This window comes from Pseudoalteromonas sp. UG3-2 (assembly GCF_037120705.1).
Lineage (GTDB): Bacteria > Pseudomonadota > Gammaproteobacteria > Enterobacterales > Alteromonadaceae > Pseudoalteromonas.
Map to the genome: position 1 here is coordinate 1,116,647 of NZ_JAWLJU010000002.1, position 12,871 is coordinate 1,129,517.

Consider the following 12,871-nt stretch of genomic DNA (forward strand, 5'->3'; position numbering starts at 1 on the left):
TCATGGTTGTAAAGTATGCATTGCGGCGTTTAAGTTTATTGCTCTTTATGCTGTTTACTTTGACCCTGTTTACCTTTTCGTTGAACTACTTGTTCCCTGGCGAGTTGGTCACCAACTTTAGTGGCGAAATGAATTCAAGCTATGCGCAAACCCAAGAGCTGATAGCCAAGTATCGCATCGAGGACAATATTTTGGTGCAGTATCTGGCCTTTATGACGCGTATGTTTGAGGGCGATTGGGGGCTGTCGCTGTCTTCTGGGCAGCCAGTACTGGATCACGTTAAGTTGTTTTTCCCAGCCACTTTAGAGCTGTGCTTATATGCATTGAGCGTCTCGGTTATCGTAGGCGTACCTGGCGGGATTATTGCCAGTGCCTATTACAAAAAGTGGCCTGACAGAGTGATCAACTCCTTAAGTTTAATGGGTTTCTCAATTCCTGTGTTTTGGCTGGCGTTACTGCTAATTATGGCGTTCTGCCTCGGTTTAGGCTGGTTTCCAATGTCTGGCCGCATTGGCTTGCTCTATGAAATACAGCCTCTAACCAATTTACTGCTATTGGATATTTATCTTCAAGGCTTCCCGTATGGTGGCGCTGCATTTTGGGATGCCGTTCATCACTTAGCCTTACCAACCATTGTATTGGCCATGTATCCCACCACGGTATTAATCCGTTTTACTCGCGATTCCATGCTCGAGGTGCTAGAGCAAAACTACATCAAAACAGCTCGTGCTAAAGGCCTAAACCGCAGTCAACTTATTGTCCATCACGCCTTGCGCAACGCCCTGTTACCGGTGATAAAACAAATCGGCCTACAGTTTAGTACCTTGATCACTTTGGCGATGATCACCGAAGTGATCTTCTCTTGGCCCGGCATTGGCCGCTGGCTCATCGATAGCATCTACCAACGCGACTACCCTGCTATTCAAGGGGGTCTTTTGGCGGTGTCGTTTTTTGTTATTATTGCCAATATGCTAGCCGATACCATCCATTCAGCCCTCGACCCACTGGCAAGGAACCAAGCTCATGGCAAAGTTTAGTTTATACAGTGAAGAGTCGAACCGCTCACCGCTGTTTCGGTTGTGGCGTAAGTTTCGTGGCAATCACGTTGCCTTGGTTGGGTTGTGGCTATTTTTGGGTCTTACCATATTAGCGGTGACAGCGCCCTTGATTGCCCCCTATGGTGTCAATCAGCAACATGCCGATGCGCTGTTATTACCGCCGTCATGGCATGAACAAGGGGATGTCCGCTTTATTCTCGGTACCGACGACTTAGGTCGCGATTTATTATCGCGGTTGATGAATGGCGCCACCTACACTTTCGGTTTGTCTATTCTTGCCGCCTTGGTCACCACCGCGCTAGGGGTGGTGCTGGGGACGTTGGCCGGAGCCAGCCGTGGTTTAAAATCGAGCTTTTTAAATCACCTGCTAGACATCACCTTGGCCATTCCTTCATTGCTGTTAGCCATTATTATTATCGCCATCTTAGGCCCAGGCTTGATGAATACCGTTTGGGCCATTATTTTTGCCTTATTGCCGCAGTATATTCACTCCATTCGGAATCTGGTGGTTGGTGAGCTCAACAAAGATTATATTGTTGCCTTTAAGCTCGACGGTGCCAGTCGCTGGAAGATATTAGTGCGAGGGATCTTGCCCAATATTTATGAACACATTGTGGTTATTTTCACCATGGCATTATCAACTGCCATACTTGATATTTCTGCGCTGGGTTTCTTGAAATTAGGGGCGCAACCGCCGTCAACGGAATGGGGCGCTATTTTGGCTGAGAACTTATCGTTAATCTATTTAGCGCCATGGACAGTGGGCTTACCAGGCGCGTTACTATTTCTAGCGGTACTGTCAACCAATCTGGTTGGTGACGGTCTAAGAGAAGCGTTAAAGCAAAGAAAGGCCGACTAATGCAATTACTCGACATTAAAAACCTAACTATAGAGCTGAGAACGGAAGATGGCGTTATTCGCGCAGTAGACCGGGTCAATCTGAGCTTAAAAGAAGGTGAAGTGCACGCGTTAGTCGGTGAATCGGGTTCGGGAAAGAGCCTGATCGCTAAAGCCATTGTCGGTGTGCTCAATCAACGTTGGACAGTCACCGCCGACAGAATGCATTGGCGTGGTGTTGATCTAATGCGTTTATCCCCAGAGAAACGTCGTAAGTTGGTAAGCCAAGATATTGCCATGATTTACCAAGAGCCAAGTCGGAGTCTTGACCCTACGGCCACTATCTTCGATCAGGTGGCTGAGTCTATTCCCGACAGCGTGCTCAAAGGTGGTTTTTTTCAGCGTCGTAAAGCTCGTAAAGAAAAAGTCAAAGCATTGCTTCATAAAGCGGGGATCAGAGACGATAAAAGTATCTGTTCAAGCTATCCTCATGAGCTGTCAGAGGGCATGTGTCAAAAAATAATGATTGCCATGGCCATCGCCAGAAGCCCTAAGTTATTAATTGCTGATGAGCCAACCACGGCACTTGAGAGCACCGCTCGAGCACAAGTCTTTCGGCTGTTAAAAGCATTAAACCAGCTTAAGAATATGTCGATTTTGATGATCTCTCACGAGCTCGAAGAAATCTCTGATTGGTCTCACGCCATGCATGTGCTGTATTGCGGGCAAATGGTGGAAGCCGGACCAACACGGGCTATTTTTAAACAGCCCTTGCACCCATATACCCAAGCTTTGGTAAAAAGCCTGCCAGATTATAGCCATGGCATAGGCCATAAAGAGCCATTTTATGCCTTAAAAGGCACCATCCCGCCATTGCAGCATTTACCCATTGGCTGCCGGCTGGGGCCGCGCTGTCCACAAGCGCAAAAAGAGTGTGTGGTGACACCGCGGCAAAGTAAATCCCATGGTCACAGCTATGCCTGCCACTTTCCTTTGATAAAGGTAAAACAAAAATGCAGCCAGTCCTAAAAGTACAATCTCTGAACAAGTCATTTAGCACACGGCAAGGGCTCATTAAGCGTCATTCTTTGCAGGTATTAAAGGACATTTCTTTCTCTTTGGCACCGGCGCAAACATTGGCCATTATTGGTGAGACAGGCTCCGGTAAAAGTACCCTAGCTAAGGTGTTAGCTGGGGCTGACATCGCCGATTCAGGGCAAATTTTACTGAACGGCAAAACCATTGAAGACGATGGTAATCGAGAAAGTGACTGCCGCACCATCCGATTAATTTTTCAAGACCCAACTCGCTCGCTCAACCCTGGGCTTAGAATTGGCGATATGCTCGATGATTGTTTGCAATTTAACACCGAACTGACTGCCGAGCAGCGCTATAAAAAAATCCGCATTACCTTGAGCCGTGTTGGCCTGCTGGCTGAACATATTGATTACTACCCACATATGTTCAGTGGTGGTCAATTACAACGAGTGGCATTAGCCAGAGCACTAATTTTAGACCCAAAAGTGTTGGTACTCGACGAAGCCCTGTCTTCACTCGACCCTTCGGTAAGAGCGCAAACGGTGAACCTACTGCTAGAGTTACAGGCAGCTACCGGACTGGCATATGTGCTTATTACCCACCATTTAAGCTTGGTGCGCCACATGAGCGATGAAATCTTAGTATTAAACCGCGGCAAGGCAGTTGAATATGGTGAGACGGAGCAGGTATTTACGAAGCCGAAATCAAAAACCATGCAAAAGCTATTGTCGGCATAGCGATTAGCCAACTTCCCTATTTCATAACCATTAAAAAAGGTGCCATTTGGCACCTTTTTTAGATCTGAATTCTCAACCTGATTAGGGTTGTTCAGTCACTTGTAGTTGTGGCTTTTTGATTTCCGCTTTTTCTTTTAATGCGGCGATCAAAGCAGTGTAGTTTTTGTTAGCCACAGATGACACAAAGCTTTGCTTTTGCTGTGGATCAACATTGCCCTCTACCTCAGGTGTGGTCACTGACTTAAGTATTAGTAAGGCAGCATCGCCATTATTTAAGGCCACTTGCGCTGTTTCGGTCTCAGCAACACCTGGGTGTGGCAATTTAAATGCTTCAGAGGTGATGGCTGGCGGTACCTCACGGCTACGACGTTGGAGCTCATTCACGCTTTTCACTGCAACATTTTGGCTAGCAACAACCTGAGTTAGCGACTCACCCGCTTGCAGTTGCTCAAATAGGCTCTGGGCTTTTTCTGCAATCAGTGTCGCGGCTTTTTCATCAATCAACTGAGCTTTAATTTGCGCTTGCACTTCTTCCAGTGGTTTAGTCGCTGCAGGCTTATGCTCTTCAACGCGTACTACCACAATATGCTCAGGAGCCACTTCTAGCACCTCAGAGTTTACTCTGTCTTCTAGCAGTTCAGGGCTGAAGATAGTATTGCTGATAGCAGGTGCATTTAATGGCTCAGGTAATGCAGCACGGCTTACTAATTCAGTAGACTTCACTTCTACCTCGGCCATTTCCGCAGCATCTTTTAAGGTATCAGCGACTTCAAAGGCCAGTTCAGCAACTTCGGTCTGCTTTTGATAAAAAGCGTCAATTTTAGCTGTTTTTTCCAGCTCAGCGCGTAATTCGTCTTTTACTTCTTCAAACGATTGTACTTGCTGAGTTTGAATATCGGTAAGTTGAATAATGTGGAAGCCAAACTCCGATTCCACTACATCTGTGATGTCTCCCACTTCAGCAAGCTCAAATGCTGCTGCTTCAAACTCTGGATCCATCATGTCTCTTTCAATCCAGTCCAGATCACCACCCATCTCTGCACTGACAATATCGTCAGACTTTTGCTCTGCCAGTTCGGCAAAGTCAGCACCGGCTTGAAGCTCAGCTAAAAGCGCTTGAGCTTTCTCTTCAGCCGCTTGCGGGTCGTCACCAGCATCAACAAGAATGTGCGACACACGGCGTCTCTCAGGCTCTAGGTACTGATTTTTTTGCTCTTGGTAATAGGTTGCCAACGCTTCTTCAGTAACCGGCTCAAGCGGCTCAAGCTCGTCGGCTTTCAACTCAATGTAGTTAACCGCCACTTGCTCTGGTGATTGAAATTGGTTTTGATTAAGATCGTAGTAGTTTTGAATTTCATCCGCCGTTACGCTCACTTCATTCTTCACCAAATCTTTGCTCAATACCGCGTAATCGATGGCGCGTGTTTGCTGCTGCAATGCTAGTGTTTGTTGTAATTCGTTGTCTAGCACGAAGTCTGTTCCTGCAAGTGCAGAAACCAGTTGCGAACGCGTCATTTCGTCACGTAGATACTCACGGAAACGATCTGGTTGGAAGTTCATTTGGCGAATGACTTGCAAATAACGGTCGTTGCTGAATTCACCGCCCACTTGGAAATATGGCATTTCAACAATGGCATTTTTTACCTGCTCATCGCTCACACGCAGACCTAACTCTTGCGCTAGCTGCGACTGCAACTCTTGCTGTACTAGACGATCAACCACAGTGCTGCGGATCTGAGCCATGTAGTTTGGATCCGCTGCGATTTGCGCGAAGTATTCACCAAATTGTTGTTCTAAACGTGCACGCTCATTGGAGTAAGCACGAGAAAATTCTGTTTGGCTGATTTTAACGCCATTGACTTCTGCAACAGGCTGCTCTGTGGTTTGACCTAGGTAACCACCGATCCCTGCTAAAGCAAAAGACAAGATGACTAAACCTAAGATGATTTTAGCAGCCGGGCCCTGTGAGCCTTCTCTAATCTTTTCAAGCATTTATTGTTTCTCTTATCTAAGTCAAAGCACCAACAGCACTTTGGGTTAACTCGATGTGGGTTGTTGCCAACATAGTAGGCCAGAATGGTATTACTGCGGCAGCGACAACTGGTATAAAAAAAGCGTATCTTAGCAGATACGCCTTTTATCTTGAAGCAGTTCGCGGCGACTTCGCGCCGCCAACCCACAATAAATTAGTTTACTGCGTCTTTAAGCGCTTTACCCGCTTTGAAAGATGGGATGTTAGCCGCTGCGATTTGAATAGTCTCACCTGTTTGCGGGTTACGACCAGAACGTGCAGCGCGCTCGCGCACTGAGAAAGTACCAAAACCTACTAGCGCAACAGAGTCACCGTCTTTAAGTGCACCTGTTACAGACTCGATGAATGAATCTAGCGCACGACCAGCAGCCGCTTTAGAAATGTCAGCATCAGCTGCGATTTGATCGATTAATTGAGATTTATTCACAATATCATCCTCTTCCATTGTTATTGTCAAAAATCACTTCTTGGTGGTGATTTTTGCTATCTATTTAGAGACATCACAGCGACTCTCTAATTCTCGAAATCTTTCTCGAGGCTAGTGGTCACGGGGCTTCCGGAACCACTTTACTCGAATACAGTGCCTAACTTAACACACCTTTTAGATTTGAAAAGCCTTTTAAGGCACTTTTTTGCGATTTTTCTATGATTTTTTAAGATTCAGTCGTAAAACTGTCTATAGGTTGCGCTAACGCCAGCGATAACACCTCGTCGATAGAAGCAACAGCATGAATTTCGAGACCTTCTCGAACGTTGTCCGGAATTTCTTTTAAGTCACGCTCGTTCTTTTTCGGTATTACTACGCGTTTGATACCACCGCGATGTGCCGCCAGCAACTTCTCTTTTAAGCCACCAATTGGCAATACTTCGCCGCGCAGGGTAATTTCACCTGTCATGGCCACATCGGCACGCACGGGATTGCCTGTTAAGCTCGACACTAGACCTGTTACCATCGCGATACCGGCACTAGGGCCATCTTTAGGCGTTGCCCCTTCTGGCACATGAACGTGAATGTCACGCTTCTCATAGAAGTCTTCGTTGATACGGAGCTTTTCAGCGCGATTGCGAACCACCGTCATTGCCGCTTGAATCGACTCTTGCATGACATCGCCTAACGAGCCAGTGTAGGTTAATTTGCCCTTACCTGGCACGGCCGCGCATTCAATGGTGAGTAAATCACCACCCACTTCTGTCCATGCTAAGCCAGTCACTTGACCAACACGGTCGCCATCTTCAGCTTTACCATAGTCAAAACGCTGTACGCCTAAGAACTCTTCTAAGTTCTCTTGGTTGATCACCACTTGCTTCAGGCCTTTGTCTAGCAAGATGTTTTTCACTGCCTTACGACACAACTTAGACACTTCACGCTCAAGGTTACGCACCCCAGCTTCGCGGGTGTAATAACGAATAATGCCAATGATGGCACTGTCTTCAATATTGATTTCCGCGTCTTTTAAGCCATTGCGCTTAATTTGCTTTGGAATAAGGTGTTGTTTGGCAATATTCAGCTTTTCATCCTCGGTGTAACCCGATAAACGGATCACTTCCATACGGTCTAGTAACGGACCTGGGATATTAAAGCTGTTTGACGTTGCCACAAACATCACGTCTGATAAGTCGTAATCTACTTCGAGGTAATGATCCGAGAAATGGCTGTTTTGCTCTGGGTCTAACACCTCAAGCAGTGCTGAAGCCGGATCGCCGCGCATATCTGACGACATCTTATCAATTTCGTCGAGTAGGAATAATGGGTTTTTAACCCCAACTTTCGACATGCTCTGAATAAGTTTACCCGGCATTGAGCCAATGTAGGTTCTTCTGTGACCACGAATTTCCGCTTCGTCACGCACACCACCGAGCGCCATACGAACGTATTTACGTCCAGTAGAGCGCGCGATAGATTGACCTAAACTGGTTTTACCTACCCCTGGCGGTCCAACTAAGCAAAGGATTGGGCCCTTTAACTTATTAGTGCGCTGCTGTACGGCTAGGTATTCAATAATACGGTCTTTTACTTTCTCAAGGCCATAGTGATCAGCATCGAGTACTTTCTGTGCCCCCGACAAGTCTTTTTTCACCTTTGAGCGCTTTTTCCACGGTACATTGATCATGGTATCAATGTACGAACGCACTACCGTCGCTTCAGCAGACATGGGCGACATCATTTTTAGCTTATTAAGCTCAGCCGTCGCCTTCTCTTCCGCCTCTTTCGGCATTTTTGCCTCAGAGATGCGCTTTTTCAATGCTTCGAACTCATCCGGCACATCGTCCAACTCGCCGAGCTCTTTTTGAATTGCCTTCATTTGCTCGTTGAGGTAATACTCGCGTTGTGATTTTTCCATCTGCTTTTTCACTCGCGAGCGGATTTTTTTCTCCACCTGCAACAAGTCAATTTCACCTTCCATTAGCGCCATTAGGTACTCAAGACGCTCGGTAACATTATTTATCTCAAGCACTTTTTGCTTTTCTGGCACCTTGATAGGCATATGAGCTGCCATGGTGTCAGCAAGTCGTGCCGCTTCGTCAATGCCCGATACCGACGTTAACACTTCAGGTGGGATCTTTTTATTGAGCTTAACGTAGCCTTCAAACTGATTCACAGCGCTGCGAACCAAAACATCTTGCTCTTGCTCATCCACGTCTTCAGACGGAATATACTCAGCTTCGGCAAGGAAGTAGTCATCGGTGACTAAAAACTCTTCGATTTTGGCGCGTTGCGTCCCCTCAACTAGCACCTTCACTGTGCCATCAGGCAGCTTCAATAGCTGCAACACAGTGGCAATCGTGCCGGTTTGATAGATATCGTCGGTACTAGGGTCATCGACGGAGGCGTCTTTTTGCGCCACTAAAAAGATTTGCTTGTCATTATCCATCGCTGCTTCGAGGCATTTTATTGATTTTTCTCGGCCAACAAACAGCGGGATCACCATGTGCGGATACACGACTACATCGCGTAACGCTAACACAGGTATTTCTACTCGATCCGTTCTCTCAAGCGTCATTATATTCTCTTCGCACTTCAATTAATTTGGTTAATACTGTGGTATATGGGGATAACACAGATAAAGTTCAATAGTTTCTAACAATTGCCTAGATAAATTGCGCTAGCGGCAAAAGTCACCTTGCAATTGATTCATTAGCACAGATATGTAAAAAGGAGCACTAGGCTCCTTTATCATGGTTTGCAATCGACCTATTCCGATGCGGCTTTTTCTTTGCCGTTATTCTCATAAATCATGATGGGGTCTGACTCCCCTTTGATCACCGTTTCGTCAATTACGACCTTAGTAACATCCTCTAGAGAGGGTAGTTCATACATGGTATCTAGCAACACACCCTCAACAATTGAGCGCAGTCCACGAGCACCGGTTTTGCGTTCCATTGCTTTATGGGCAATGGCGCGTAGTGCGTCTTCGCGGAACTCAAGCTCAACGTCTTCCATTTTGAATAACGCTGCGTATTGCTTAGTTAATGCATTTTTCGGTGCATCTAAGATTTCAATTAAGGCGTCTTCATCCAGCTCAGTTAAGGTTGCAACCACTGGCAAACGGCCAATGAACTCTGGAATCAGACCATATTTAACTAAATCTTCAGGCTCCACGTCTTTAAAGGTTTCACTTAAAGAACGCTCAGAATCTTTTGATTTCACTTCAGCACCAAAGCCGATACCTGTGTTTTTATGGCTGCGCTGCTCAATCACTTTATCAAGACCGGCAAAAGCACCACCACAAATAAATAAGATCTTAGAAGTATCAACTTGCAAGAACTCTTGCTGTGGATGCTTACGACCACCTTGCGGCGGAACCGAAGCGACCGTGCCTTCAATTAGTTTCAATAGTGCTTGCTGCACCCCTTCACCAGAGACGTCTCGAGTGATGGATGGGTTGTCTGACTTACGTGAAATCTTATCTATTTCATCGATATACACGATGCCACGCTGCGCCTTTTCGACATCGTAGTCACATTTTTGCAGTAGCTTTTGAATGATGTTTTCTACATCTTCACCAACGTACCCTGCTTCTGTTAATGTCGTCGCATCTGCCATTGTGAATGGCACATCTAACAAGCGTGCCATGGTCTCGGCCAGTAGTGTTTTACCACTGCCGGTTGGGCCAATAAGAAGAATATTACTTTTACCTAGCTCAACGTCGCCTTTGCCACCTTGATTACGTAAACGTTTATAGTGGTTGTATACTGCAACCGATAGCACCTTTTTAGCGTGCTCTTGACCAATCACGTAATCGTTTAGATGATCTCTAATCTCTTTTGGTACCGGCAATTTATCAGACGCGTCATGCTTTGGCGCAATATCTTTGATTTCTTCCCTAATAATGTCGTTACAAAGTTCAACGCACTCATCACAAATATAGACAGAAGGACCGGCAATTAACTTACGAACTTCATGCTGACTTTTACCGCAAAAAGAGCAGTAAAGTAGCTTGTTGTTCTTTTCGCCGTCTGTTGGAGTGTCTGACATTCAGCTACCTCATTCGTTTGCTGTTATCCAAGATAACATCGTATTTCTCTTAACTATACCAAAGATTCTCTGGTTTGGTAGAGCTGTGGCCGCACAACAGGTGTTAACGGCCAAGTTGTGTACTATTTTATGTCGCGGCTAGCATGTACTGCATCAATTAGGCCATATTCTAAGGCGTCTTCCGCAGTCATAAAGTTGTCACGGTCGGTATCACGCGCAACCACATCATAAGGTTGACCGGTGTGGTCTGCCATTAAGCGATTTAACTTCTCTTTAATGGCGATAATTTCTTTGGCATGAATTTCAATGTCCGAGGCCTGGCCTTGGAAACCACCTAATGGTTGGTGGATCATAACCCGAGAGTTAGGTAAGCAGTAACGCTTGCCTTTAGCACCACCAGACAGTAAGAACGCGCCCATGCTCGCCGCTTGACCGACACACACAGTGCTAACATCAGGCTTAATAAAGTTCATGGTATCGTAAATTGACATTCCCGCCGTCACCGAACCACCTGGTGAGTTAATGTATAAGAAAATGTCTTTGTCTGGGCTTTCTGACTCTAGGAATAGCATCTGTGCCACAATTAGATTCGCCATATGATCTTCAACTTGACCGGTTAAGAAAATAATACGGTCTTTTAGTAGTCGAGAATAAATATCATATGAGCGTTCACCTTTCGCCGTTTGCTCCACGACCATAGGTACTAAAGCATTGATTGGATCGATCATACCGTCATTCATGTTTTTTATTCCTTATTAGCACAGAATCTAATGCTGAGAATTTAGCAGTTCATTAAGGATTTCAGCAAGCCTTAATCATTCTGTTATCGAGGTTTTGAGGCTAATACTATTTTTATACCAATTGTATCAACGTATTGATCAGCACGCCGCCATAAATGCACATTGAGTAAAGCTGACTTTATCGTAGAGCATGAATGAATTGGGCCGAACAGTGACACTGGATAATTCGCTCAATCGCTGTTTTCAAGCAATGGCAAAATTATCACGGTTCGGTGTTATAAATTAACTTAGCGTTATTACCAAAGATATAGGTCTTTATGCATAAATATCAAGGTGTAATAGCAATTAGTATAAAAACAAAAATGGCCCGACTTCGCTGTTCGCGACTCGAGCCATTTAAACTTTAGCGTAGCTTTAAGTCAATGATGTTATCAAAAACTTATTGTGCAGCTTGTTGTGGGTTCATGATGTCGTCAAACGCTTTTTCAACATCAGAAACTTTAGCTGCTTCTAGAACGGCTTCAACAGCCAGTTCTTCCATTGCTACGTTGCGCATTTGCTGCATTAGCTGATCGTTTTGCTTGTAGTAAGAAACCACTTCGCTTGGATCTTCGTATGCAGACGCTACTGTTTCGATTAGCTCTTCAACTTTAGCATCGTCAGCTTCAATGTTGTTTGCTTTGATCACTTCACCAAGAAGTAGACCCGTTTTAACACGCGTTACTGCTTGCTCGTGGAAAAGCTCAGCTGGAAGCTCAGGCATGTTTTGTGCGTCACCGCCAAAGCGTTGTGCAGCCTGTTGACGTAGTGCGTCAATTTCTTGATCTATAAGTGCTTTTGGCACTTCTACTTCATTAGTCTCTAGTAGACCTTTGATAGCTTGATCTTTCACGTTTGCTTTAACCGCTTGGCTAAGCTCACGTTCCATGTTTTTCTTCACTTCTTCTTTAAGTGTGTCAACGCCGCCTTCTGCAACACCGAATTTAGTGGCGAATTCGTCGTTAAGTTCAGGAAGTTCCTGTACTTCAACTTTCTTAACATTGATAGTGAACTGTGCCGCTTTACCTTTTAGGTTTTCAGCGTGGTAGTCTTCTGGGAAAGTCACATCAGCAACAACTTCGTCACCGGCTTTCTTGCCCACGATACCGTCTTCAAAACCTGGGATCATACGACCTTGACCAAGCTCAAGTGGGAAGTCTTCCGCTTTACCACCTTCGAACTCTTCACCGTCGATTGTGCCAACAAAGTCAACCGTTACACGGTCGTTTTCGCCTGCAGCAGCGTCGCTTTCAGTCCAAGAAGCGTGTTGCTTACGTAGCGTTTCTAGCATGTTAGCTAGGTCTTCGTCAGTTACTGAAACCGCTGGTTTTTCAACTTCGATTTTTTCTAGGTCTTTCAATTCAACTTCTGGGTATACTTCAAAAGTTGCTTCAAACTCAAGGTCCTTACCTGCTTCTAATGATTTAGGAGCAAAGCTAGGCGCACCCGCTGGGTTAATTTTTTCAGAAACAATTGCCTCAATGTAGTTACGCTGCATTAGATCGCCAGCGACTTCTTGACGCACAGCTGCACCGTAGCGCTTGTTGATGATTGACACTGGAACCTTACCAGGGCGGAAGCCATCGATACGCTGTGTTTTTGACAGTTGTTGTAGGCGTTTTTTAACTTCAGTCTCAACGTTCTCTGCAGGAACGGTGATGGTCAGACGGCGCTCAAGGCCTTGAGTCGTCTCAACAGAAACTTGCATGATTTACCTCAATCTTCATTTTTGGGCGACAAAGCGCCTTCCTTACTAACAAGACAACCATCATGCTATTGTGGGCCTTCGGCTTGACTGCCAAACTCTCCGTTTGCATGTGACGCTTGTTGCCTGCCCTACGGGCACTACGTTAATTAATAGACGCGGCATTATAACCTATTAAACAGCGGAGTCGAGCTATCAGGTTAAATAA

10 protein-coding genes are annotated in these 12,871 nt (G+C 45.6%); 4 read left to right on the forward strand and 6 right to left on the reverse strand.

The features are described from left to right. Positions 1-2: 2 nt before the first annotated feature. The 4 genes from R3P39_RS08255 to R3P39_RS08270 are packed head-to-tail and all read left to right on the forward strand — an operon-like array spanning position 3 to position 3,670. Positions 3-1,037, forward strand: a complete 1,035-nt coding sequence (locus R3P39_RS08255) for an ABC transporter permease (RefSeq protein ID WP_336566832.1) — start codon at positions 3-5, stop codon at positions 1,035-1,037. After that, a complete protein-coding gene (locus R3P39_RS08260; protein WP_336566833.1) occupies positions 1,024-1,917 on the forward strand; it encodes an ABC transporter permease subunit in 894 nt (297 codons plus the stop codon). The genes R3P39_RS08255 and R3P39_RS08260 overlap by 14 nt, the downstream gene beginning before the upstream one ends. Continuing rightward, complete coding sequence (locus R3P39_RS08265) at positions 1,917-2,924, forward strand: peptide ABC transporter ATP-binding protein (RefSeq protein ID WP_336566834.1); 1,008 nt, start codon at positions 1,917-1,919, stop codon at positions 2,922-2,924. The genes R3P39_RS08260 and R3P39_RS08265 overlap by 1 nt, the downstream gene beginning before the upstream one ends. Beyond that, a complete protein-coding gene (locus tag R3P39_RS08270; RefSeq protein WP_336566836.1) occupies positions 2,909-3,670 on the forward strand; it encodes an ATP-binding cassette domain-containing protein in 762 nt (253 codons plus the stop codon). The genes R3P39_RS08265 and R3P39_RS08270 overlap by 16 nt, the downstream gene beginning before the upstream one ends. A gap of 81 nt (positions 3,671-3,751) precedes the next feature. Here R3P39_RS08270 and ppiD read toward each other — a convergent pair whose 3' ends face one another. From ppiD to tig, 6 genes are all read right to left on the reverse strand, one after another. Further along, positions 3,752-5,662, reverse strand: a complete 1,911-nt coding sequence (gene ppiD / locus R3P39_RS08275; RefSeq protein ID WP_336566838.1) for a peptidylprolyl isomerase — start codon at positions 5,660-5,662, stop codon at positions 3,752-3,754. A 194-nt stretch (positions 5,663-5,856) separates the two neighbouring features. Then, the gene (gene hupB, locus R3P39_RS08280; protein ID WP_010371157.1) at positions 5,857-6,129 is read right to left on the reverse strand and encodes a nucleoid-associated protein HU-beta; all 273 of its coding nucleotides are present in this window, start codon (positions 6,127-6,129) and stop codon (positions 5,857-5,859) included. Positions 6,130-6,355: 226 nt separating this feature from the next. Continuing rightward, complete coding sequence (lon, locus tag R3P39_RS08285; RefSeq protein WP_336566849.1) at positions 6,356-8,704, reverse strand: endopeptidase La; 2,349 nt, start codon at positions 8,702-8,704, stop codon at positions 6,356-6,358. Positions 8,705-8,895: 191 nt separating this feature from the next. Further along, positions 8,896-10,179, reverse strand: coding sequence for an ATP-dependent protease ATP-binding subunit ClpX (gene clpX, locus R3P39_RS08290; RefSeq protein ID WP_336566850.1), 1,284 nt, complete (start codon positions 10,177-10,179; stop codon positions 8,896-8,898). A gap of 122 nt (positions 10,180-10,301) precedes the next feature. Then, on the reverse strand, positions 10,302-10,919 hold the full coding sequence (gene clpP, locus R3P39_RS08295) for an ATP-dependent Clp endopeptidase proteolytic subunit ClpP (RefSeq protein WP_336566851.1): 618 nt from the start codon (positions 10,917-10,919) through the stop codon (positions 10,302-10,304). Positions 10,920-11,358: 439 nt separating this feature from the next. Then, positions 11,359-12,666, reverse strand: a complete 1,308-nt coding sequence (gene tig, locus R3P39_RS08300; protein WP_336566852.1) for a trigger factor — start codon at positions 12,664-12,666, stop codon at positions 11,359-11,361. Between the last annotated feature and the right edge of the window lie 205 nt (positions 12,667-12,871).

Coding starts and splice junctions, on each gene's coding strand:
- R3P39_RS08260 (WP_336566833.1), top strand. CDS start 1,024: ATGGCAAAGTTTAGTTTATACAGTGAAGAGTCGAACCGCTCACCGCTG.
- clpP (WP_336566851.1), bottom strand. CDS start 10,919: ATGAATGACGGTATGATCGATCCAATCAATGCTTTAGTACCTATGGTC.
- R3P39_RS08265 (WP_336566834.1), top strand. CDS start 1,917: ATGCAATTACTCGACATTAAAAACCTAACTATAGAGCTGAGAACGGAA.
- R3P39_RS08255 (WP_336566832.1), top strand. CDS start 3: ATGGTTGTAAAGTATGCATTGCGGCGTTTAAGTTTATTGCTCTTTATG.
- tig (WP_336566852.1), bottom strand. CDS start 12,666: ATGCAAGTTTCTGTTGAGACGACTCAAGGCCTTGAGCGCCGTCTGACC.
- lon (WP_336566849.1), bottom strand. CDS start 8,704: ATGACGCTTGAGAGAACGGATCGAGTAGAAATACCTGTGTTAGCGTTA.
- R3P39_RS08270 (WP_336566836.1), top strand. CDS start 2,909: ATGCAGCCAGTCCTAAAAGTACAATCTCTGAACAAGTCATTTAGCACA.
- clpX (WP_336566850.1), bottom strand. CDS start 10,179: ATGTCAGACACTCCAACAGACGGCGAAAAGAACAACAAGCTACTTTAC.
- ppiD (WP_336566838.1), bottom strand. CDS start 5,662: ATGCTTGAAAAGATTAGAGAAGGCTCACAGGGCCCGGCTGCTAAAATC.